This window comes from Paenibacillus liaoningensis (assembly GCF_059609455.1).
Map to the genome: position 1 here is coordinate 169461 of NZ_JCAALU010000013.1, position 21729 is coordinate 191189.

A 21729-nucleotide genomic window follows, 5' to 3' on the forward strand; every position below is an offset into this window, starting at 1 on the left:
AAAGGGGGTGAGGACATGTAGCGCCAGACGAAGGAAGCTTTACAGCAGCAGCGTCAAGGCCGGTAATCGCCGATTGAGGCGGGGAAAGCGCCGCAAGGCTAGCTTGGAGGAAACAGGAGGGAAGCAGCGGTGAATGATCAGGAAAATCGGCAAAGCACGATGGAAGCAAAGCACAGCAAGCAGAAGCTGCTGGCAGCAGCGCGCTATTCCGCAGGCGAGAAGGATGTGCTGAATGTCATTTTGGACGAGCACAGCACTTACTCCCATGAGCAGGTCAAACAGCAATTACAAGCATATTCACAAAAGGAGGTCATGTAGATCATGGCAGGAGGAACTTGGACAACGCAAACGAAAGCAAGACCAGGGGTATACATTAATTTCGCGGCTGAGCCGCAATCGGCAGCAAACGTAGGGGAACGGGGCATCGTATCAACGGCGCTGACGCTGAACTGGGGTGCGCCGCAAACGATGATTTCCATTAAAGCAGGCGACGATCTGCGGAGCGTGCTCGGTTATGATGTAACCGCACCGGAAATGCTGCTCGTTCGTGAGGCTTTGAAACGGGCACAAACTTTGCTGCTCTACCGCTTGAATGCAGGAACGAAAGCGACTGCAACGATTGGTGGACTGGTGGCAACAGCTAAATTTGGCGGCACACGCGGCAATGCGATTACCGTATCGGTTCAGAGCAATGTGGATGATGAAGATCAATTCGACGTTGTCACTTATTTGGCGGGTGAAGAAGTGGATTCGCAGACAGTTGCTGCGATTGCTGGCCTTGAATCCAATCGCTTCGTCGATTTCAGCGGCACTGGCGCGCTTGTAGCGACAGCAGGTACGGTACTTGCTGGCGGTGCGAATGGCACGGTGACGAATCAAAATCATCTGGATTATTTGGCAGCTGTTGAGCTGCAGGAATTTAATGCGGTGGCGCTTGTTTCTGGCGACAGCTCGCTGAAGTCGGTTTACGCCGCTTTTGCCCGCAGACTGCGCGAAAATGATGGCAAGAAAATTCAGGTCGTGCTGGCAAATGCCCCACTATCGGATTACGAAGGTATCATTAGCGTGAAAAATGGCGTCAAGCTGGAAGACGGCACAGAAGTGAATGCCGAGCAAGCAACCGTATGGGTGGCAGCTGCTACTTCCGGAGCAAGTATGAGCCAATCGCTTACTTACAGTGTGTACGAAGGTGCAGTGGATGTCGACGTTCGTTATTCGAATTCGCAAATCGAGCAGGCTTTGCGTGCGGGTGAATTTTTGTTCACTCCTAACGGCGGCCGTGTCATCGTTGAGCAGGATATTAACTCTCTGGTCACCTATGTGCCGGGAAAAAATCCTTCTTTTGCGAAAAACCGTGTTATCCGCGTGCTGGACGGCATTGCAACCGACATGAAAAAACTGTTCGAGACGCAATACATCGGCAAAATCGATAACAATCCGGATGGCCGCAGCCTATTCCGCAGCGAATGCGTGAAATATTTGACGCTGCTCCAGGATGGCAATGCGATTCAAAACTTTAATTCCCAAACGGACCTGACGGTTGAAGCGGGCGAGGCTTCCGACAGCATCGTCATCAACGTTTACATCCAGCCGGTTGACAGCATTGAAAAAGTATATATGAAAGTGACGGTGAAGTAATATGGCATTTTTGCATGCAGGAGATACGATTTCGGGGCAAGAGGGACGCGCTTATGCGAAAATCAACGGCCAAAACGAGGAAATGTTCTATATTAAAACGCTTGAAGCAAGCGTGGAGAAGACGAAAGCGGAAATTAAGACGCTGGGTCATCGCGCATTGCAGCATAAAGCGACGGGCTGGTCGGGTACCGGCAGCATGACAGTTTATTATGTGACGTCGAAATTCCGCCAAATGATGCTCGATTACGTGAAAACAGGCATTGATACGAATTTTGATGTTCACATCATTAATGAAGATCCGACTTCGACGATCGGCCGCCAAGAGGTTGTGCTGTACAACGTCAACCTGAACAAGGTCATCATCGGCAAGCTCGACACGGAGAGCGAAGCGCTTGAGGAAGAGCTTGAGTTCACCTTCGACGGCGTCGATATTGCCGAAAGCTTCAAAGCGCCAGCACGCGTATAAATAGCTTTATCCCAATAAAACCAATCCATGGAGGTAGCAAATGAGTGACTTAAGCTTGTTTTTTGCGCAAAATACAGCTGCGGAGGCGACGGAGAAATTCGTCGTGTCCGATCGATTCAAGGATGCAGACGGCAATCCGGTAGCCTGGGAGCTGCGCAGCATGACGGAGGCGGAAAATGAAGAATGCCGCAAATCCGCAACCCGCAAAGTGAAAGGCAAAAACGGCACCTTCGTGCCGGAGACGAATACGGATGAATATTTGGCTAAGCTGGTCGTAAGCAGCATTCAATATCCGAGCTTGAAGGATGCCGAGCTGCAAAAATCGTACGGTACGATGGGCGCCGAGCATCTGCTCCGCAAAATGCTGCGTCCGGGCGAATATGCTTCGCTTGTACAGCGCGTGCAGGAAATCAACGGCTTTAATCAAAGCCTGAATGAGCTGGCCGATGAAGTAAAAAACTAATTAAAGAGGGCGACGGTGAAGCGAATTACGCTTACTACGCCCTCCACGAGCTTCGCATTTTGCCCCATGAGCTGATGAGCATGTCGCGCCGCGAGAAAGCGGCGATCTACGCGATGATTGATGTCCGCATCGACAGCGAGAAGAAGCAACGGGCTAAAATGAAGAAGAAATAATGAAAGTAACGGGACGGCGCTTCTCTAATAGAGGGCGCTTTTGTTCTGTAAGGAGGTGGAAGGATGGCGGGTACGATAAATGCCAATGCATCTATAAGATCATTAACTTCAATGACAAATGCATTGGAGAAAACAATTGGATTTCTTGAAAAACTGAATAAACAACTACTTGGCAACAACGGCATTGCAAGTATGTTTATTGACGCGCAAAAAGAAATATCTGCTTCCAATGAAGGGATAAATAAAATAACAGATTCAATAAATCTATCTACCGAAGCTCAGAAAAAATTTAACAAAGAAGCTTCAAAATTTCCACGTTCATCGTTTACATTTAGTCGTAATATTGATTTTGATGTTAGTTATTTTACAACTAGCATACAGGCAGCTGTTTCTGGATTGTCACTTCAGACAGCTACATCTACGTCTTCATCGTCCTCTCAAAATTACGATTTTCAATGGGGTAATTTTGATAAGGTCATGCAAGGTGGTATGAAAGGAGTTCTGAAAAACTTTTCTCAAAAAATTATGAGTTTATCGTTAGGTGGAGCCCTTCAAGAGGATCAACTCAAAAACATGCTTATTGCAAGAACTGGTAGTCTGGAGTCTGGTAATGGTTTTTTTGAGAATCTAAAAAGCAACGCAATAGCAACAGGGACCTCGCTAGATGATGCGGTTAAAAGTGCATTGTCCTTATTTCCTAAAATCAATACCCAAGATCAACTTGAGGAGCTTTCAAAAATAGCTATGCGTCTGGGGCTTTTAGACACCAATGGTGGAGGAGCTAAGACAGCAATAACAGCTATTAAGTCAGCAATGGGTGGTGATTTAAAGCTGCTAGCGAGACAATATAATATTCCTGATTCTATTCTTAATTCTTCAAATATATCAGAAATAGGAAAATCAGGGGATATCAACGCGTTTATTAAAGCACTAAATCAAATGACTGAGGCAGCCAATTTAGGAGAAAAGGCAGCATCAACTATGCTAAAAAGCGCGGGTGTTCAAGGAAGAATACTGGGTGAAAATATTAAATCTTCGTTATCTAAGGCTGGTACTTCTGCTATTGATGCAATGTTACCAGTGCTGGAAATGTTGAATACGTATTTTCAAGAGGGTAAATTTGATCCATTCTTTAATACTATTGAAGTAGGCTTTAAAATAATTGGAGCAGTTGCGTCAGTAGTTATCCCTTTTCTAGCTGAAAATATCGGCTTTCTACAAAATGCTCTACTTGCTGTAGCAGCGGCTGCAGCAGTTGCAGCAGTAATTTTTATGGTGGATTGGATTGTTGCAGCATGGCCAATATTCGCGATTATTGCTGGTATTATAATTTTATTGGAAATTTTAAATGCATTTGGAATTTCGACAGAACAAATTATTGCAGGATTGGTTGGTGGCCTTGCGATGCACTGGGTAGGAATTCAGGATTTATTTATAGCCATTCGTAATTACCTAGTTATATTCGGTGACTTTTTTAAAAATTTTCTTAAAGACCCTATTTATTCAGTTAAAAAGTTATTTTGGGATTTGGCTATGTCAGTATTCGATAGATTTTATCAAATGGCATTAGCAGGTGAAGAATTTTCTGGTGGTTTTGTAGAAACAATAGGCCTTGCTATAAACAAGGTTTTAGAATTTTTCGAGGACCTTATTAATGGTATGTCAATTATACCAGGTTTTGAGAAACTTGCAGGCACAAAACTCAAAATGGTGGACACAGACAGTAAAACTGGATTGAGTGATTGGATATTAAAGTTGAAAACCAATCTGGAGAAAAATAAACCTACCAGTGATAAAGATGTAGTTGAGACCGAAAAGTGGGATAGTAAAACCTGGGATGATTATAAAAATGCAGGGCTTGGAGCATATGAAGACACATTAAGTACGTTCAAACAAGTAGATGATACGGTTTCAAGGGCAAAAGAAATGTATAACAATTTAATTAATGGGAATGGATCGGGTACTGGCAAGGGCACTTATAATCCTACAAATATTGATAAAGTGGGAGAAGTCGGCAAGATCAACGACACCGTCGACATTGCCAGCGAGGATCTTAAGACGATGCGCGAGCTTGCGGAGATGAAAAATATTCAGAACTTCGTATCGCTCCAGCCGACCGTGAGCGTACAAACCGGTGACATCAACAATGGCACCGATATTGACACCATTATTAGCCGAATTGAGCGTTCCCTGAACGAACAAATCGCTTCGTCGGCGGAAGGGGTGTATGCTTAATGATTACGAACAAGCATCATGAGTATGGCATTTGGCTCAGTTACAACAATCAGAAAAGCGGCTTTCGACTGCCGGTTAATCCAGCTGAGCTGCAAATTAGCGACGCAACTAGCGGCAAGTCTTACGACGTGTCCGGTCTTGGCGAAATTAATGTGATTCAAAGTCCAAAGCTGACGGAGATTTCCTTCGACAGCTTTTTTCCTGCGCCTGGAGCGAATTATTCGTTTATCGCTAGCGAGACGCTGCTCGAGCCTTATGTTTATTTGACCTTGATTCAGGACTGGATGAAAAAGAAACGTCCGATCCGCTTTATTTTCACAGGTGCCTCCTTCGATCTGAATCTTGCCGTCAGCATTGAGAAGTTTGAATGGCGGGAAGCGGCGGGCTCTGGTGATATTGAGTACAGCCTGGGGCTGAAAAAGTACGTATTTTACAAGGCAAGGCCCGTCAAAATTAATAAAAAACATGAGAAGAGCGGCGGTAAAGAACGCGATACAAAAGGGCGCCTGACCAAGGAAACCCCAAAAACCTACACGCTCGTAAGCGGCGATACGCTCATTGGGGTAGCCAAAAAGCAGCTCGGGGACGAGTCGCGTTGGAAGGAAATACAGAAGCTGAATGGCATCGCCGATTCTGAGCTGCGCAAGCTGCAAATCGGTAGGGTGCTGAAGCTGCCGGGGTGATGAGATGCTGGAAATTTTGATCGATAACCGGAATGGGAAAGTGTGGAATGTGACAAATCTCGTTCCTTCCCTGACGTATAAAACGAAGCGGATAGGCTCTGCATCGAGCTTGGATTTTACGCTTATTAAGGGTGCTCCGTACCAGCACCAAGCGTTTGAGGTTAACAATGGCGACGTCGTGCGGCTGTCGAAGGATGGGAAGGTTGTATTTTACGGCTATGTGTTTGAATACAATTTCGGCAGAGACGAGAGTGTCACGATTAAGGCGTATGACCAGCTGCGTTATTTGTTGATGAGTGATACGTATGTGTTCAGCAACAAAACCGCTACCCAAATGATTAAGCAAATAGCTGAGGATACGGGATTGAAAATAGGAACGCTGGCGGAGACGGAGTATGTCATTCCTTCTATGGTGGAGGACAACAAAAAGCTGCTGGATATTATGTGCAAGGCGCTCGACTATACGCTAATCAATGATAAGGGCAATTTTGTATTATTCGATGAGGCGGGTGCTTTGTCTCTACGCAATATTGAGGACATGAAGACGGATTCTATCATTGGCGATTGGAGCTTGATGACGGATTTTGGCTATAAAAGCTCGATAGACAGTGAATCGTACAATAAGATCAAAGTGGTGCAAAACAATAAGGAAACCGGGAAGCGCGACGTCTACATTGGGCAGGACAGCGCAAATATTGCCAAATGGGGCCTGCTGCAATTTTATCAGGTAGCCGACGAGCAAATGAACAGCGCGCAAATCAATGAATTGCTGGACCAGCTGCTGAAGCTGAAAAATCGGGAGCAGCGCAGCCTCAGCATTGAAGCGATTGGCGATTTACGCGTGCGTGCAGGCTCCTATGTTCCGATTGTCATTGAGGAACTGGATATTGGACAGTATTTTCTGGTCGATGAATGCTCCCACAAGCTTGAAGCGGACGCGCATACGATGACATTAGAATTGAAGGTGATATGATGGCACTGCTTGATGCGATTAAAAAAGCGGGCGCTGCCGCCCATGCGTCGGGCAATCCCGTCGCTGTGTTAATCGGCCGGGTCACCGGCACGAATCCTCTGGAAGTGAACGTTGACCAACGTTTCACTCTTTCGGAGGATTTTTTAATTGTTCCGGAAAGTATGACACAGTTGGAGACAGGTCTCATGCTTACCTATGATGCAGGAACGGACGAGGCAGAGGGAACGAGTACGAACCAGGGAGTTATTGAGACAGCTGTCGCTGGCTCAGGATCAATGCTGCGCATTCGGCGTGCGTTGGATATTGACGATAAGGTGCTGCTGCTTCGGGTTCAAGGCGGTCAGCAGTTCGTCGTGCTGGATCGGGTGAGCGTATGATCCCACAAGGTGCAATTATCGACGAATTGGATATCGAAGCGGCCATTGAGCCCAGCCGGACGTATTATATTGATTTTGCCAATAAGCGTATGTCCGGCATGACGGATGGCCTCAGTGCGATTAAGCAGGCTGTGTTCAAAATTTTGCAAACGGAGCGTTATCGCTATTTTATCTATAGCTTTGATTATGGCTCCGAGCTGGATTTATTGAATGAATCCTCCCATCTCTATGTACGCTCTGAGCTCAAGCGCCGCGTAACCGAAGCGCTGCTGGCGGATGATCGAATAGCAGATGTAACTGATTTTGAACTGACGGTTGAGGGGGACAAGGCAGCGGTGAGTTTTACAGTGGTTACCGATGAAGGAAGCTTTAAAGAGGAGGTGATGGCCCGTGTATGAGGCATTTACGTACAGCTTTATTTTACAGCGTATGCTGGACCGGGTTTCAGATGATGTAGATAAGCGAGAGGGCAGCGTTATTTATGATGCCCTGGCGCCGGCAGCTGCCGAGCTGTCTGAGATGTATGCGCAGCTTGATGTGAATCAGGCGCTCTTATTCGCGGATACGGCTTCGGGCGAGTGGCTGGAGCGGCGGACGGCCGAGTTTGGTGTGGAAAGGCAGCCAGCGACCTTCGCCCAGCGGCAAGGGGAGTTTTTTGGCAGCAATGGGCAGCTTGTAGATGTTCCTTTGCAGAGCAGGTTTGCCCTCGATGATTTGAGGTATACGGTGACAGGGAAAATCGGAACGGGACTTTTCACGTTGACCTGTGAGACAGCGGGTATCGTTGGCAATCAGAAATATGGGGCGCTGCTGCCGCTTGCTTATATTGATGGGCTTGCGCGCGCAGAGCTTGCGCAAATTATAGTGCCTGGCGAAGAAGCTGAAACGGATGAGGCTTTGCGGGCAAGGTATTACAGCGTCGTGAATGAGCCAGCGTTTGGCGGCAATATTGCCGATTACAAGCAAATGATTAGCTCGATTGATGGTGTAGGCGGGGCGAAAATTTTTCCGGTGTGGAATGGTGGTGGCACTGTCAAATGCACGGTGATTGCTGCGGATTGGACAAAGCCAGCGGAACCGCTCATTGAGCTTGTTCAGACCGCTGTCGATCCAACCCTCAATAGTGGACTTGGGCTCGGTATGGCGCCAATCGGACATGAGGTAACGGTAACGGGCGTCGACGCGGTGCAGGTGGCCATGGAAACAACGGTTATGCTTGAGGAAGGTAGGACGATAGGACAAGTTCAAAGTGATATTGAGGATAAAATTTCCGCTTATTTGCTAGAGCTGCGCCAAGAATGGATGAATCAGCAGGAGCTTACCGTTCGCATTGCTCAAATCGAGGCCCGTATTTTGACTGTTTCGGGAGTGGTGGATGTACTTGGGACAACGCTAAACGGAGCCGCAGCCAATTTAGCTTTGGCTGAGGGTGAAATCCCGTTATTGGGGACGGTGGTTGTGCATGACTAAGCCGGTTTCATCCTATTGGCCGGAGCTGTATGCGGACATTAAGGAATTCATTAAGCTCGCAGCCACGGAAGATGTGGAGCTGGCTCTGCTGGAACACGCACAGCTGCAGCAACTGGATGACGGGTTTGTAATGACGGCGAGCTTGCCTGCTATTAAACGAAGGGAGCGCATGCTGGGCATTCAAGCCGATCCGAATGCGGAAACTGTTGATTTTCGCCGGAGACGAATCGTCAATCGTTATTCGACCAAGCCTCCTTTTACGATGAGATATTTGCAGGAGCGGCTGGATTATCTGGTTGGGCGGGGACGCGGCATCGCTGCTGTTGATGTGCAGAGCTTTATTTTGACGGTGACAGCGGCAATTGATGACGCCAATATTTTCAAAGAAGTTGAGCGGACCGTTTCGGCCATTAAGCCAGCCAATATCGTTTATCGTCAGCAGACGACGATTAGGGATGGCGTTGTTTTGGAAGAACGAATTGTTGGAGTTCCTCTAGTGCGGAACGCTAGACTCGGCAGTTGGAAGCTCGGCGTTACGCCATTTACAGATAGGGAAGCGGAGGTGATTGTGAAGTGATTACGTCTACGTTTAAGCAGGAGGTTGCGGAGTTTATTGATTCAAAAATTACGAAGGTTGTGCTCAATAGCGGGGCTTATGAAATTACGGATTTTATAGTGAAATTGGTCAGCGATGGTGTGCTTAGCCTGAATTATTTGATTCCAGAGAGAGCGGTCGCTACCGTCACTCGCATTGAACTGAAAAATGCAGCCGGAACCGTCAGCGACAACACCGTAAACCTGCCCATTGCATCAGACACGCTCATGATTCAAACGATTTTTGTGAAGGAGGAGTAACATAAACATGGCTAAAACAGACTGGAAATTTAATGATATTGTGACCGAGACGGATATGAATGAGTTGGGTCAGGAAGTGAATGAACAGGCCTCGGCTATCGGGGATATGTCGACCGTGCCGACGGAGGCGAAAGATGCGGCTGGTGCGATTGGGGAGCTGCATGCTGAGAAATTGGACCAAGCTGGCGGCAAAATGACTGGAGCTTTGTTCGTCGAGACAGCTGCGCGTGAGATCAGTGCAGGGTCTTGGGCAGATATGAGTGCGAATAGTACGGGATATGCTCTTTTCGCGCAAAACTGCTATACGGCACTTAACAATGAGTACCGTTATAGTAATACGCATGCAACTTTAGGAGCACGGGGTATTCGTTTTAACCACTTGACTGCTAGCGTAGAGTATTTTGATACGGGGGCTATTGCTACAACAGCTGATCTAGCATTTACGCCTAATTGGATCAATATGAGGCCAGATGCGGCAGCTACTGCTAATCGTACCATTCTGCGGGATGCTAGTGGTCGGGGTAAGGTAGCGCCACCTGTAGCAGCGGATGATATTGCACGGTTGGATACAGTGACTTCGGCGGTTAATTCAATTATGACATCGGTTGATATGACCATGTATGTGAGACCAGATGGTAATGATGCTAACAACGGGTTAAACAATACTTCTGGAGGGGCCTACAGGACTATTCAAAAAGCAATTAATTCAATTCCAAAAAGAATAAATCATGAAGTCAGAGTGTATGTTGCGGAAGGAACATATGATGAAGTTGTTCATGTTGTAGGTTTTCATGGTGGCGGACGATTAATTATTGTTGGGGACACCGTGATATCAGATACTCGAGTAGTTCAAGGTTTCAGTGTCTATAGAAACACATGCTATTTTCAATTAAGTGGTTTCAAAGCTACCCGGACAACTGATCCGGCATTCTATTTTTCAGGATGCAACATCGTTTATTTGAGCCTGTGTAAAGTCGATAGTCCCTCTAGCTCACAAGGAGTATATGTAGATTATTCGAAATTGCACGTTGATAAACTTAGTGTTAGCAATAGACAAATTGGTATTTATGCACATGTTAATGGAGAGGTTATTTGTCAGAATACGGAAGGTAGTGGGAATTTTTCGGCATTCGGAGCAGCTTATAATGGGCGCCTTACAGTGGCGGAAGCAAATACAATTACAGGGACGAATCAGAACCATATCGGTCAAGGTGGTATGATTTTAACTGGAGCTGGAGTGCAAAATCCATGGGGAGATAATACACTTTACAACCGTAGCTTTGTTAACGGATCATTAAGTGCAAATCAAACTTTTGTAAATAATGGAGTCTTGACAAAACTAAATTTAGGTGTAGTAGGGGATACCTTATCAGAGTGGGATAATACAAACAAAAGAATTGTGGTCAAAAAACAAGGCATTTACTTAATTACTGGACATTTAACGCTCGGATCTATTCAAAACACTCAAAAATCAGCAGCTCGGTTGTTTGTGAATGGAATTGGGAATATCAATCTTGGGGGTGTTTCTCCTTCTGTTACTAGTGATAATGGCTATCCAATATTAGGAACAGTTTGGTTAGAAGCAGGTGCAACCATTGAAATTTATTCCGTACTCTCAGGTGGTACCTCGAGTTCAACTATGCTAGCCGACTTTACCTGGTGGAATATGGTTAGAATAGCCTAGACCTTACTTTCATCAAAATAGAAAGTTTATTTTATGTATTTTCATTATCTCTGTTAAGGCTCCGCTCCGGCGGAGCCTTATTTTTTGTCTCTAGCGCAACAACCGCGCGGGGGCCAACCCGAAAGGAGGAAAAACCAACATGTTCAAACCTATTTTCAACATCGATATTACGCCGGGGACGACGATTGCGGGAGCGGTGGGAGCTTTTTTGGCGCCGTGGATTGGACTGATTTATGGGGAGGGGAGGCTGATTCCGATTTTGCTGCTAATGGTGGTCATTGGGCTGGACTGGATTACGGGCATTGCCGCTTCGCATAAAGATACGACGTATTCCTCAGAATACGGCATGCAGGGCGTGCTGCGGACGCTGTTTCTTCTGGCCCTGCCAGTACTGGCGAATTTGCTGGATATGATGCTAGCGATGCCTGGGCTGTTTTTCTACGCAATTACGATTGGGCTGATTTATCACACCTGGCAGTCCTTAACGGCCAACGCCTACCGCGCCGGCTGGGGTAAATGGATTCCCGAGGCTGTGGTCAAGCTGATCGAAAGCGAGCTGAAAGCGAAGATGGAGCGGGCGACAAAACGCGGTGCGGAACCAAAAGAGCCAACTGAATCAACAGAACCAACTGAATCTACAGACCAAACAGAAAGGAATGATTCCTAATGCTAACCCTTTTACAGGTGAAAAATAAATCCGTACCCAAGCTCGAAGGGCTGCTAACCCCTGTTCGCGCCGCTGCAGAGCGACTTATTGAACGCTGCTATGCGCGCGATATTCCCATCGTCATTACGCAAGGGCTGCGTACAATTGCTGAGCAGGAGAAACTGTACGCGCAAGGCCGAACGACGGCGGGCAGCATTGTCACTAACGCCAAAGGCGGCTACAGCTACCATAATTTTGGCGTAGCAATAGATTTTGCGCTGCTATCACCGGACGGGAAGCAGGTTTACTGGGATACGAAGCGCGATGGCAATGCCAATAAAGTCGCGGATTGGGCCGAGGTAGTAGATGAAGCGAAGCGGCTTGGTTTTGCGTGGGGAGGAGACTGGACTTCATTTAAGGATTATCCCCATTTTGAAATGACGTTTGGCCTATCGACGGCGCAGCTCCGGGCTGGCATTCGGCCAACTGCGGCACAGATTGCGGCGGCGATGGCCCATATAACGAAGGAGGACTCGTATATCATGAAAGCCGATGATGCTAATGATCTTATTAAACGTTACTTGCAGCCTTCCTGGGCAGCATGCAAGCAAAAAGGCGATGCAGCAGGCATGCAAGAAGCGCATCGGCTTGCAAATGAGCTTCGCAAAGCAAGCGGACAAAAAGAACAATAAACCGCCTGCGGCCATCTATTTTGCCGACTTGCAAATAGAATCTGAACAAAGAAATGGAGAGAAATTACGATTTCGACGCACTTTTGCGTTACTCACCAGACGCTCTCCATTTCGGCGCTTGCCGCAAGCTTACTTTTTGACCACGATGTACTGCTGCTTCCTCCATTCGAACTCCTCTGCTAGGAGCAACTCAGATATTTCTAGCGTCAGATCAGGCTCCAGCTTGGCCGCTTCCCTAAAGCGCTCCATTCCATCCGCCCAGCAGGAAAATAGCTCGATTTCCTCACCGATTTCCAGATTGCGGTCGAAGTAATGGAACAGCTCCGTCAAGCATTTTTTGCTGCATGGATAGGCAGTGGGATACAAGCGCTTTATTTCCTCATTCATTTGAAAGGAGCCGCCATCCGGGTGTACTTCGTATACATAGGGGAGGCGGAAAATATGAGAGGCATCTTGATCTTCCATAGACCCGCGCACATATAACCCCGCAGCATCCTCTTCGGTTTCATAAATTTATATCAGTTTGTCCCCTTTCGGATATTTCTCCAATAAAGTTTTCATATGTCCATGATTTTTAGCCTCTGGATTCACATAAGTGACGTAATCCATTAGTGTCATCGTCTTATTTTTCATCCCGAACGAGCCCGTTGGAAGCTCATGGCTAGCGGCAATATAATAAAAAAGAGACATGGGCAGGGTCACCTTCCTTTCATTTGAATGTAAAAGCACGATGTCCTCAGTTGAACTATATTCTCCAGCAAAGTCTATTTTCCTACCACATCCTTGTGAAAAATAAATCGTAGTTTTTGTTAAATAGTCATACTTTCCCCTAAAGAATTGGAAGCGTTATTACGTTAAAATAAAACGGTAGCAAAGCAAACGAATAGGCGAAAAAGCATATGATCGCGAGTTTGTCTCTCCCTCCAATGATTGCCTCTTCATGTTAAACTAAAGCTTATAAGCTATTTTCACAGGAGGAGGGGCTAGCGGATGACTTTTTCGGCAGCAGCATTAAAATATATTTCTCCATTCGTTCGTTTTGTTAAAATCATCAAATCCGCCGAGCTATCGGGCGAGTGGCTGGATTTTGACCATGTATTTACGTTTATTGAGCAGGGGCAAGCCGATTTTATATTAGATGGCGTTCGCTATCAGCTTGGAGAAGGCGATGCCATTGTGATGCCGCCGCTGATGACGCATTTCATTCGCTCTACGTCGAGCGAGCCGCTGATTCAGTATATTTTTCACTTTGATTTATTCCATGATGATACCCGCGAACGTTGGCAGTCCATTGGCATTGTAACAGGTGAGCAGCTAGTCATTCCACAGCGTGAGCAATTGCTGCAAGGCTTGCATCCGGTTTCCGCCATCAGCGGGCCCGACCGCATGGAGCTGAAGAAGCTGTTTCTCATCATGCGAAAAAGATTCATAGAAGGCGGCGCCACTAGCGAGCTGGAGCTTAAGGCGATCGCACTGCAGCTGCTCGTGCTTTTTCTACGCAATCAAAGCGGGCATGAGCGCCAGGAGGGCACACAGGCGAAAGCGTGGGCGCCAATCCAGCAATGCATTGACTATATTCAGCAGCATTACACCGATCCTGAACTGGATAATGATCGCATAAGTGAGCAGTCCGGGCTGTCGCCGGGCTATTTATCCAACTTATTTAAAGAGCAGACGGGTGTCACGCTTCATAAGTATTTGACATATGTGCGCATTGAGCATGCCAAAAAACGGATTATGGAGGGCAGAGAGACGTTGACCGCTATATCGGCGGGCAGCGGATTTTCGAGCATTCATCATTTTAGTCGAATTTTCAAACGAGAGGCAGGCTTGACGCCTAGCCAATTCAAGGCCGAGGCTTCCGGTCCTATCCGAAGTCTCATAAGCGATAGTCCAACCACTACATAACGGGAGAGTGCGACTCATGAAAAACACGCAAATTGAATTTACTGCGCCGTGGAAAGTAGAAGTGAAGCAGGAGGAGCTGCAAGCCCAGGTTCCAGAGCTTACAGGCAATCAGGTGCTGGTGAAAAAGCATTATACGCTCATTAGCCCTGGCACGGAGCTTGCTTGTCTTTCGGGAGGCGAAGGCTGGTTCCATATGCCATCTGTACCAGGGTATGCGGCAGCTAGTGAAATTGTAGCATTGGGGCCGGATGCGGCTGAAGGCTTCCAAATTGGCGATATGGTGTTTCACTACGGGAAGCATTCCCGCTATGAGCTGACGACGACAAGCGGGGTGTTTCTTAAAGTGCCGGACAGCTTGCCGCTGGCTTGGGCTCCTTTTACACGAATGGCTACGGTAGCGATGACAAGCACGCGAGTATCGTCAATTGAACTGGGCGATTATGTAGCGGTGACAGGCCTTGGCCTAATTGGCAATATGGCCGCGCAGCTTGCTGGACTTCAAGGCGCTTCGGTTATTGGCATTGATTTAGCTGCAAAACGCAGAGACCTCGCGAAAAATTGCGGCATCCAGCATGCCATTGAGGCAGGCGCGGATACGCATAAGCGGGTTATGGAGTTGACGGGCGGCAAAGGGGTATCTACACTTATCGAAGCGACCGGCGTCCCGCAAGTTATTTTGGACAATGTAGCGCTTGTCGGCCAATATGGGGAAGCGATTCTGCTCGGCAGCCCAAGGGGAGAGCTGCAAAGCAATGTAACCGACTTGCTGAACAGCATTCATTTGAATGGTCGCGGCTGTGTGACGTTCAAGGGAGCGCATGAATGGCGTTATCCGCTAACGCCGGAAGCATTCGTCAAGCATTCCCTTGTGCGCAATTCAGAGGTCGTATTCCGCCTCATGCAATATGGCAAGCTTCAGGTCGAGCCGCTCATTAGCCACATTATGAGTCCTGCTGATGCACCTGCTGCCTATGAAGGATTACGCAATAAAAAAGATGAATATTTAGGTGTGCTATTTAACTGGGAAGAGGTGTAGGGGAATGATTAGAGGATTAAGCAAGTCGGGATTAGGCTCCATTACAGATGAACAGCTGATTGCAAAAGCGGCAGAGTACGGATTCGGCGTTGTGGATATCGATGCCAAAGCGCTTGTAGAAAAGCATGGGGAGCAAGGAGCAGTGAGGCTGCTGTCTGACCATCAGGTGACTTTAGGCTCCATAGGGCTGAATGTTGAATGGCGCGGCACGGATGAGCAGTTTCGGGAGGGCCTGAAGCAGCTTCCGCTGCATGCAGCGGCTGCGGCACAATTGGGATGTACAGCCTGCTGTACCTATATTTTGCCCTCGACGGACAATAAATCGGCCCTGTTCACCGTGCTAGCGGTAGCCCGCCTGCGCCAAATTGCTGACATTTTAGATGCGTATGGCATTCGTTTTGCGCTGGAGTTTGTGGGACCGCATCATTTGCGGACGGCATGGGCGAACCCTTTTATATGGACGGTTGAGGAGACGCTAGCGCTTATTTCGGCAATTAATCGGCCAAATGTTGGCTTGCTGGTAGATGCCTATCATTGCCATACGACGGGTTTTACGCCGGAGCATTTGCGGAGCCTCAGAGCTGATCAGGTTGTTCACGTTCATATTAATGATGCCCGCGATCTTCCTGTCGCTGAGCTGCTGGACAATGACCGCCTCTACCCTGGTGAAGGGGTTATTGACCTGAAAGGCTTTCTTGCTGCGCTCGCCGACATCGGCTACAAGGGGCCAGTTGTACAGGAAATATTGACCCAGACTGCTCCTGAAGGAACAGCAGATGAGCTGCTAAGCCGCTCCAAAGCCGGATTCGACAAGGTTTTTGCATAAAAGGCTCCTTAAGCCAGCAAGCCCGCAGTTAACGGGGCAAACGCACATTTCTTGCAAGCGCCTATACCGTTTCGCCATTTCGTCCATAGGATACTGTGTACTTCAACCAAAGGAGATGGACAAATGAGCTACAATGTGGCAAACGCTGGAATTGGCTGTGCCCCTTGCGGTGTAGGCGGAGCTTTCACAAGCGTAGGATCGATTCTTGTACTTTTCATCCTGCTTGTAATTATTACTCGCGCTTGCTGGCTATAGTCCAGTTATAGGATCTGGCGGTTCGGCACCGAACTAGGCGCTGGGCTGCAGAAACGTATATCTGAACAAAAAGGAGTTGAACAAATGAGCTACAATTTAGCAGGTGCAGGCTACGGCCACGGCCACGGCTGCAGCCCCTTTACTAACGTAGGAGCGATTCTTGTCCTTTTCATTCTACTTGTTATCATCACTCGCGCTTTCATCTAATGAATAAATGTTGATGTCTGCCGACATGGCTCATAACTTTATTAGGTTTTGCATAACCGCTGCAAGCTATTTCGTTCAGACTGCCAGCTTTCCTGAGCGTGCAAAATCATGAAATAGGCTTAATCGTCCCGGAGCTTCCCGCGCTCCGGGCTTTTACATAGATTGGGCCGTATTTAAGGTGCGAAAACGTAACTATTACGATATAATAAAGCTTATGTAGAAGGACAATAATGGGATACGGGAGTTTTGGAGATGGAAAATAGCAAACCGCCAGTACCAGTCTATTTGCTGACCGGGTTTCTCGGAAGCGGCAAGACGACGCTGTTGAAACGCATGCTCGATTATTGGCAGGCTGAAGGTAAGAAAGCAGCTGTCATTATGAATGAGCTGGGCGATATTAATTTGGATGGACAAGAAGTCGGAGATGAAGTGCCGATGGCCGAGCTGCTGGGCGGCTGTATTTGCTGTACGATTCGCGGCGATTTGAGCTTGGAGATGAAGCTGCTGATGGATGAGCATCAGCCTGATATTATCGTCATTGAATCAACGGGTGCTGCGAATCCAATGGAGATTTTGGACGGCGTAACCGAAGCGGCCATGTATATGCGCATTGATCTGCGAGCGGTTATTACAGTTGTAGATGGCCCTGAGCTGTTAAAGCGTACCCGTGCCGGCAAAGGACGGACGCTTAAGCTGATGCAGGACCAAATTCGCTGCGCGAGCTTTTTGCTGCTTAATAAGGTGGACAAGCTGGAGCCGGAGCAGCTGGTTGAAGCGCAGCAGGCGCTGCGGGAGCTGAACGCCCACGCCCAAATCGTTGCAACGATGCGCTGCATTATAGACGAGTGGTCCTGGCTGGACGCTCAGCAACCGGTGATTGCAAGCTCCGCGGCCTTGCCGCCGACTGCGAACCAGGAAAACGCTGAAGCTATCCATGCCTGTGGCCCGGGCTGCTCCCATGAGCATGATGAGGATCATCACCAGCATTCTCCCGAGCATAAAGAGAAAGAGCAGCATGCGCACCACCACCATTCGCATGACCATGTCATGGCGCTGACCCATTATTTGCAGGGACCCGTAGACAGTGTTCAGTTTGAAGCGCTGCTAAGAAATTTGCCTGAGCATGTTTATCGGGCGAAGGGCATCGTGACCTTTACGGATACGGCGAGCCGCTTCTTGTTTCAATATGCCTATGGGGAAAGCGATTTTATGAAAATAACACCGCAAGGCAAAGTTAATGATGTAGCCGTGTTTATTGGCGAGCATTTTTCCCGGGAAGAGCTGATTGCACAGCTTCAGCAGTTGGAGTACGGCGCTTCTTCTGAAGCATAAAGCGAGCCAGCAGTAAGAACGGGGCAAATGGGCTGTCTCCATACACATAAAGCTGTATTTGCAGCGCCAGACGTCAGAGCAGAAGCTCTGGCGTTTTTTATGATTCTTCCGCTTTTCTCATGATTATGTTAAATCGTTGATGGACAAAATAACCAAGTAAAGGGGCTGAAGCGATTCGCCCTCTTGCATCAAGAATTCAGGCATGGCGCTGAAAGGATTTTAAAAATAGCCCTTTCTTTCTTCGCTTGTGCCCAGCAGAAAGGTTGTGTCCAAGGATGAATAAGTCAAAAATAGTGAGGTCAGCAGCGGCATGCCTGCTCGTAGCAGCCATAGCGTTACCCGCGGCCTATGCCGCCGAGCCTGCCCAGCCGCCACAGGCGGAGGAACAGCATGGTAAGCTGCCAGCTGCCAAGGGCCATTTTCACGAGGAGCATAAAAAGCAGCATCGCGAGCACGTGCTGGGCCACGAGCAGTATCGTCTCGCCAAGCTTCGTTATATGGCTGAATATTTCGGCATTGCGGTAGAAGGCAAGACAGCCGAGCAATTAAAGAGCGAGCTGAAGGCAGCGAAGGAAAAAGATCCGGCGAAGTGGGAAGCTTTTAAAGCGGAGCATCGGGCCAAGCGTTTGGAAATGCTGCGCAATGCAGCGAAAGAGTATGGTCTTGAGACTGAAGGAAAAACGGCCGAGCAGCTGCGCGAGGATATTCGCAAGTTTCAACGCTCCAAGGATGCGGCAGAGGACAGCAGGCGTTAAATTGGTCGTATTTTTTAAACGGTAGTTGTGCCGCCAAAGGCTGGTACAGCCGTTTCACCTTAATTATGTGTAAATATATGGCCGGTCTATTGCCAGATACAGGTTCAATATGCCTACAAAAGCATAGCCGGAAAGCGCGAAAGCTCCCATCACATGTAGGGGAACTTTCGGCTATAACAGGCAATGATTCGGAGGAAATACAGTTTATTGAACGTCAGCAGCCAGGTGGAAATGGCGGAAAAACAGCTTTTTTTCAGCAGATAGGGCAGTTAAATCGAGATTCGACAATAATTGTCGCAATTTGTCGTGGTAATTTAAAATATTAAATTAATTTGGCGTTGTGTTTGGATTAATGCGTCAAGTATACTAGAACTATATCATAATTTGGCAAAATTCGTCGATTCAATAAGCAGCTTCATTTGGAGGAGGATAGGCACTTGAAAACAATGAGGGTTGGTATTGCACATAAATTAATTTTTACTTTGGGAGCCCTCATGATCCTGTCTTTCACTTTGCTTGCTTCCATTCAATTAATGAAGCTTTACGACGTCAGCTTGCGTCAAGGGGAACTGGTTGCGCAAAATCAGTCCAATGCCTACACAACCAAGATGTCCATTGAAACGAACGATGCCTTGATTAGACTTGAAGGACTGCAGCAATCGTTGCAGCAAATGAAGGAATATAACATGACTGACCGCTCGGAGGCAGTTAGACTCATTGAAAATTTTGTGCGGGAACAGCCTTATATACTCGGTGTTTTTACGGTTTGGGAGCCTAATGCGTTCGATAATCAGGATGGGAATTTTCGCAACAAAAGCAGCTACGATGATGACACGGGACGTTTTGTCCCCTATATTGTGCGTCAAGGCGACAAGATAGTAGCCTATCCTAATAAAAACTATGAAAATATTGGCGACGGGGACTATTACCAAATCCCCAAGCGGACGAAGAAATTCGCTCTAATGGAGCCTTATTATTATGATATAAATGGCGAGCGGATTTTGATTTCGTCATTTGTTTATCCGATTTTGGATGAGCAGGGCAAGTTTCTAGGTGTCGTTGGAGCGGATATTTCCCTCGACATGGTGCAGCAGGAAGTGGAGAAAATCCGTCCTATGGGCGGCTACGCGACGATGATTACGGCTGGTGACAGCTACCTTGCTAATGGATTTGATCGCGCGCTGGTATCCAAGCCTTATTTGCCTTTGCCTAAGGGCGAATCGTTAGAGGAGCTGAAGGAGCAGGCTCTAACCATTATGTATACTTCCGACCCCATGTTGGGCGGAACGGTAATGAGGCTGCTTAACCCGATACATATAAAGGATCAAACATGGTATTTTGAAACGATCATTCCGAAGGGCAATATGCTCAAGGACTACTATAAAGGCTTAAGCAATACCATCATCATTTCCCTGGTTGCTTTTGTTTTCACAACGATGCTGATGATTTTGCTCATTCGCAAAATTGTGCTCCAAAACATCCGCAAAGTGGTCCACGTGTCCTCGGCGCTGGTGGAGGGAGATACCGACCAGAAGCTGGACATTGATACGAAGGACGAGTTTGAATTTATGGCGCAGCAGTTCAATCGCATGATTGATCACCGCAAGGCGAGCGAGGAATTAATCGAATTTCAAGCGACTCATGATTTGTTGACAGGCTTGCCTAATCGTTACGGCTATACGCGTCATATTGAGCAAATACATACTGTGCCTTACAGCAATAAGCAGGCAGCACTGCTGTATATCGATTTGGATCGCTTTAAAGTCATTAACGATACGCTTGATTATGCGATGGGCGACCAACTGCTCAAGCAGTTCGCGGACCGTCTCAAACAGACCGTTGGTTCTAATGGGCGGGTGTTCCGTTTTGGCGGAGATGAATTTGTTGTGCTGCTGAATGACGTCAATCATATGAATCCGCTGCTGCTGGTAGCTGATGATATTTTGCTTACGATTGCCGAACCTATACAATTGAATGACCGGCTATTTTACATTACCGCTAGCATTGGCATTAGTTTGCAGCATGAGCTGACGGAGGAAACCGGCGACCGTATGGTCAAGGAGGCGGACACCGCGCTTTTTGTCGCCAAGAAGCAGCGCAATACAAGCAGGCTGTATTCCCCATCGATGAAGGATGTTTCAAAGCGGGAGCAGGAGCTTGAAAATGGGCTGTTCCCTGCGCTTGAGGGCGAGCAGTTCGTGTTGTATTACCAGCCAAAGGTGGATTTGAAATCCGGACAAATATACGGAGCCGAAGCTTTGATCCGCTGGCGCCATCCTGAGTTTGGCATGATCTCGCCGCTTGATTTCATTCCGCTTGCCGAGAAGACGGGCTTCATTATCCCGCTGGGGGAATGGGTGCTTCGAACGGCATGCAAACAAATCAAGATGTGGGAGCAGCAAGGCGTCACGGCGCTGACGGTCAGCGTCAATATGTCGATGCTGCAATTTCAGCAAAAGCATATCGTGGAGACGATCCAGTCCATTATTACAGAAGCTTCTGTCAGACCCGAGCAAATTGAGCTTGAGCTGACGGAGACGATTTTTATGGACAATCCCGATCACACGCTGAAAATATTGCGCGAGCTGCAGCAGCTTGGCATTCGGCTTTCTCTAGATGATTTTGGTACGGGGTATTCGTCCCTTAGCTATTTGCAAAACATTCCGCTGCATTATCTGAAGCTGGATAAATCATTTATCCATGATATTGTCTCGGATTTTAAGAAGCAAATGATTTTTAAATCGCTCGTCGTTATCGCCCATAACCTGAATATGAAGGTTGTGACGGAAGGCGTCGAAACCGACGAGGAGCTGCAAATTATTCGCCAGCATAAATGCGATCTGGTGCAAGGCTATATTTATAGTCCGCCGGTTACGGCTGAGTGCTTCATCAAGCTTTACCACAAGCATGTATCTTAGGGCTTGTATGCCTTAGAGTTTGAATGCCTTAGAGTAGGTTAAAGAGTAGGTTAAGCCAGTCATGTGTAAAATAAGGAAAGACTAGCAGGAGCTTCCCGTCCGAGGGCAGGCTCTTTTTTTCGTTCATGGAGGCAAAG

Annotated in this window: 24 protein-coding genes; 22 read left to right on the plus strand and 2 right to left on the minus strand. The window is 47.6% G+C overall.

Annotation, left to right across the window (positions count from 1 at the left end; all coding sequences use genetic code 11):
• The first annotated feature begins 129 nt into the window (after positions 1-129).
• From AC6B99_RS21000 to AC6B99_RS21070, 15 genes are all read left to right on the plus strand, one after another.
• A complete protein-coding gene (locus tag AC6B99_RS21000) occupies positions 130-318 on the plus strand; it encodes a hypothetical protein (protein ID WP_056043740.1) in 189 nt (62 codons plus the stop codon).
• 3 nt (positions 319-321) lie between these two features.
• A complete protein-coding gene (locus AC6B99_RS21005; protein WP_494881445.1) occupies positions 322-1638 on the plus strand; it encodes a phage tail sheath subtilisin-like domain-containing protein in 1317 nt (438 codons plus the stop codon).
• Between the two features lies 1 nt (position 1639).
• Positions 1640-2104: a phage tail tube protein gene (locus tag AC6B99_RS21010; protein WP_046229141.1), complete on the plus strand. Its 465-nt coding sequence runs from the start codon at positions 1640-1642 to the stop codon at positions 2102-2104.
• A gap of 40 nt (positions 2105-2144) precedes the next feature.
• The gene (locus AC6B99_RS21015) at positions 2145-2567 is read left to right on the plus strand and encodes a phage tail assembly chaperone (protein ID WP_496664146.1); all 423 of its coding nucleotides are present in this window, start codon (positions 2145-2147) and stop codon (positions 2565-2567) included.
• 236 nt (positions 2568-2803) lie between these two features.
• Entirely contained in the window at positions 2804-4975 is a 2172-nt protein-coding gene (locus AC6B99_RS21020; RefSeq protein WP_496664147.1) for a hypothetical protein, read from the plus strand.
• On the plus strand, positions 4975-5658 hold the full coding sequence (locus AC6B99_RS21025) for a LysM peptidoglycan-binding domain-containing protein (RefSeq protein ID WP_496664148.1): 684 nt from the start codon (positions 4975-4977) through the stop codon (positions 5656-5658). The genes AC6B99_RS21020 and AC6B99_RS21025 overlap by 1 nt, the downstream gene beginning before the upstream one ends.
• 4 nt (positions 5659-5662) lie before the next feature.
• Positions 5663-6631 (plus strand): XkdQ/YqbQ family protein, encoded by a 969-nt coding sequence (locus AC6B99_RS21030; protein WP_496664149.1) that lies wholly within the window; start codon positions 5663-5665, stop codon positions 6629-6631.
• On the plus strand, positions 6628-7008 hold the full coding sequence (locus tag AC6B99_RS21035; protein ID WP_496664150.1) for a DUF2577 domain-containing protein: 381 nt from the start codon (positions 6628-6630) through the stop codon (positions 7006-7008). Before AC6B99_RS21030 ends, AC6B99_RS21035 begins: the two co-directional genes overlap by 4 nt.
• A complete protein-coding gene (locus tag AC6B99_RS21040; RefSeq protein ID WP_494881437.1) occupies positions 7005-7406 on the plus strand; it encodes a contractile injection system sheath initiator in 402 nt (133 codons plus the stop codon). Before AC6B99_RS21035 ends, AC6B99_RS21040 begins: the two co-directional genes overlap by 4 nt.
• Complete coding sequence (locus AC6B99_RS21045; RefSeq protein WP_496664151.1) at positions 7399-8478, plus strand: baseplate J/gp47 family protein; 1080 nt, start codon at positions 7399-7401, stop codon at positions 8476-8478. The genes AC6B99_RS21040 and AC6B99_RS21045 overlap by 8 nt, the downstream gene beginning before the upstream one ends.
• A complete protein-coding gene (locus tag AC6B99_RS21050; RefSeq protein WP_496664152.1) occupies positions 8471-9055 on the plus strand; it encodes a putative phage tail protein in 585 nt (194 codons plus the stop codon). The genes AC6B99_RS21045 and AC6B99_RS21050 overlap by 8 nt, the downstream gene beginning before the upstream one ends.
• Positions 9052-9333, plus strand: a complete 282-nt coding sequence (locus tag AC6B99_RS21055) for a ketopantoate hydroxymethyltransferase (protein WP_496664153.1) — start codon at positions 9052-9054, stop codon at positions 9331-9333. The genes AC6B99_RS21050 and AC6B99_RS21055 overlap by 4 nt, the downstream gene beginning before the upstream one ends.
• Before the next feature lie 7 nt (positions 9334-9340).
• Positions 9341-11017, plus strand: a complete 1677-nt coding sequence (locus AC6B99_RS21060) for a hypothetical protein (RefSeq protein WP_496664154.1) — start codon at positions 9341-9343, stop codon at positions 11015-11017.
• Positions 11018-11156: 139 nt separating this feature from the next.
• A complete protein-coding gene (locus AC6B99_RS21065; RefSeq protein WP_496664155.1) occupies positions 11157-11684 on the plus strand; it encodes a phage holin family protein in 528 nt (175 codons plus the stop codon).
• Complete coding sequence (locus AC6B99_RS21070) at positions 11684-12355, plus strand: M15 family metallopeptidase (protein ID WP_496664156.1); 672 nt, start codon at positions 11684-11686, stop codon at positions 12353-12355. The genes AC6B99_RS21065 and AC6B99_RS21070 overlap by 1 nt, the downstream gene beginning before the upstream one ends.
• A 129-nt stretch (positions 12356-12484) precedes the next feature.
• Here the strand turns inward: AC6B99_RS21070 and AC6B99_RS21075 are convergent, their stop codons facing one another.
• Both AC6B99_RS21075 and AC6B99_RS21080 read right to left on the minus strand, forming a co-directional pair.
• Positions 12485-12820 carry a hypothetical protein gene (locus tag AC6B99_RS21075; RefSeq protein WP_496664157.1) on the minus strand — a complete coding sequence of 112 codons (336 nt, stop codon included), beginning with the start codon at positions 12818-12820 and terminating at the stop codon, positions 12485-12487.
• Between the two features lie 48 nt (positions 12821-12868).
• A complete protein-coding gene (locus AC6B99_RS21080; protein WP_496664158.1) occupies positions 12869-13045 on the minus strand; it encodes a hypothetical protein in 177 nt (58 codons plus the stop codon).
• Between the two features lie 300 nt (positions 13046-13345).
• On the opposite strand from AC6B99_RS21080, the gene AC6B99_RS21085 reads away from it, so the two are divergent.
• The 7 genes from AC6B99_RS21085 (at position 13346) to AC6B99_RS21115 (ending at position 21592) form a co-directional block, all read left to right on the plus strand.
• Positions 13346-14263 (plus strand): helix-turn-helix domain-containing protein, encoded by a 918-nt coding sequence (locus AC6B99_RS21085; protein ID WP_496664159.1) that lies wholly within the window; start codon positions 13346-13348, stop codon positions 14261-14263.
• A gap of 16 nt (positions 14264-14279) precedes the next feature.
• A complete protein-coding gene (locus AC6B99_RS21090; protein WP_496664160.1) occupies positions 14280-15299 on the plus strand; it encodes a zinc-dependent alcohol dehydrogenase in 1020 nt (339 codons plus the stop codon).
• Between the two features lie 4 nt (positions 15300-15303).
• On the plus strand, positions 15304-16125 hold the full coding sequence (locus tag AC6B99_RS21095; RefSeq protein ID WP_496664161.1) for a sugar phosphate isomerase/epimerase family protein: 822 nt from the start codon (positions 15304-15306) through the stop codon (positions 16123-16125).
• A gap of 123 nt (positions 16126-16248) precedes the next feature.
• Positions 16249-16380 (plus strand): YjcZ family sporulation protein, encoded by a 132-nt coding sequence (locus AC6B99_RS21100; RefSeq protein WP_235533354.1) that lies wholly within the window; start codon positions 16249-16251, stop codon positions 16378-16380.
• Between the two features lie 459 nt (positions 16381-16839).
• Complete coding sequence (locus tag AC6B99_RS21105) at positions 16840-17919, plus strand: CobW family GTP-binding protein (RefSeq protein ID WP_496664162.1); 1080 nt, start codon at positions 16840-16842, stop codon at positions 17917-17919.
• 275 nt (positions 17920-18194) lie between these two features.
• Positions 18195-18674 (plus strand): hypothetical protein, encoded by a 480-nt coding sequence (locus tag AC6B99_RS21110; RefSeq protein ID WP_496664163.1) that lies wholly within the window; start codon positions 18195-18197, stop codon positions 18672-18674.
• A 446-nt stretch (positions 18675-19120) separates the two neighbouring features.
• Positions 19121-21592 carry an EAL domain-containing protein gene (locus AC6B99_RS21115; protein ID WP_496664212.1) on the plus strand — a complete coding sequence of 824 codons (2472 nt, stop codon included), beginning with the start codon at positions 19121-19123 and terminating at the stop codon, positions 21590-21592.
• The last annotated feature ends 137 nt before the right edge of the window (positions 21593-21729 follow it).

Coding starts and splice junctions, on each gene's coding strand:
- AC6B99_RS21005 (WP_494881445.1), top strand. CDS start 322: ATGGCAGGAGGAACTTGGACAACGCAAACGAAAGCAAGACCAGGGGTA.
- AC6B99_RS21010 (WP_046229141.1), top strand. CDS start 1,640: ATGGCATTTTTGCATGCAGGAGATACGATTTCGGGGCAAGAGGGACGC.
- AC6B99_RS21015 (WP_496664146.1), top strand. CDS start 2,145: ATGAGTGACTTAAGCTTGTTTTTTGCGCAAAATACAGCTGCGGAGGCG.
- AC6B99_RS21020 (WP_496664147.1), top strand. CDS start 2,804: ATGGCGGGTACGATAAATGCCAATGCATCTATAAGATCATTAACTTCA.
- AC6B99_RS21025 (WP_496664148.1), top strand. CDS start 4,975: ATGATTACGAACAAGCATCATGAGTATGGCATTTGGCTCAGTTACAAC.
- AC6B99_RS21030 (WP_496664149.1), top strand. CDS start 5,663: ATGCTGGAAATTTTGATCGATAACCGGAATGGGAAAGTGTGGAATGTG.
- AC6B99_RS21035 (WP_496664150.1), top strand. CDS start 6,628: ATGATGGCACTGCTTGATGCGATTAAAAAAGCGGGCGCTGCCGCCCAT.
- AC6B99_RS21040 (WP_494881437.1), top strand. CDS start 7,005: ATGATCCCACAAGGTGCAATTATCGACGAATTGGATATCGAAGCGGCC.
- AC6B99_RS21050 (WP_496664152.1), top strand. CDS start 8,471: ATGACTAAGCCGGTTTCATCCTATTGGCCGGAGCTGTATGCGGACATT.
- AC6B99_RS21060 (WP_496664154.1), top strand. CDS start 9,341: ATGGCTAAAACAGACTGGAAATTTAATGATATTGTGACCGAGACGGAT.
- AC6B99_RS21065 (WP_496664155.1), top strand. CDS start 11,157: ATGTTCAAACCTATTTTCAACATCGATATTACGCCGGGGACGACGATT.
- AC6B99_RS21070 (WP_496664156.1), top strand. CDS start 11,684: ATGCTAACCCTTTTACAGGTGAAAAATAAATCCGTACCCAAGCTCGAA.
- AC6B99_RS21075 (WP_496664157.1), bottom strand. CDS start 12,820: ATGGAAGATCAAGATGCCTCTCATATTTTCCGCCTCCCCTATGTATAC.
- AC6B99_RS21080 (WP_496664158.1), bottom strand. CDS start 13,045: ATGTCTCTTTTTTATTATATTGCCGCTAGCCATGAGCTTCCAACGGGC.
- AC6B99_RS21085 (WP_496664159.1), top strand. CDS start 13,346: ATGACTTTTTCGGCAGCAGCATTAAAATATATTTCTCCATTCGTTCGT.
- AC6B99_RS21090 (WP_496664160.1), top strand. CDS start 14,280: ATGAAAAACACGCAAATTGAATTTACTGCGCCGTGGAAAGTAGAAGTG.
- AC6B99_RS21095 (WP_496664161.1), top strand. CDS start 15,304: ATGATTAGAGGATTAAGCAAGTCGGGATTAGGCTCCATTACAGATGAA.
- AC6B99_RS21100 (WP_235533354.1), top strand. CDS start 16,249: ATGAGCTACAATGTGGCAAACGCTGGAATTGGCTGTGCCCCTTGCGGT.
- AC6B99_RS21105 (WP_496664162.1), top strand. CDS start 16,840: ATGGAAAATAGCAAACCGCCAGTACCAGTCTATTTGCTGACCGGGTTT.
- AC6B99_RS21110 (WP_496664163.1), top strand. CDS start 18,195: ATGAATAAGTCAAAAATAGTGAGGTCAGCAGCGGCATGCCTGCTCGTA.
- AC6B99_RS21115 (WP_496664212.1), top strand. CDS start 19,121: ATGAGGGTTGGTATTGCACATAAATTAATTTTTACTTTGGGAGCCCTC.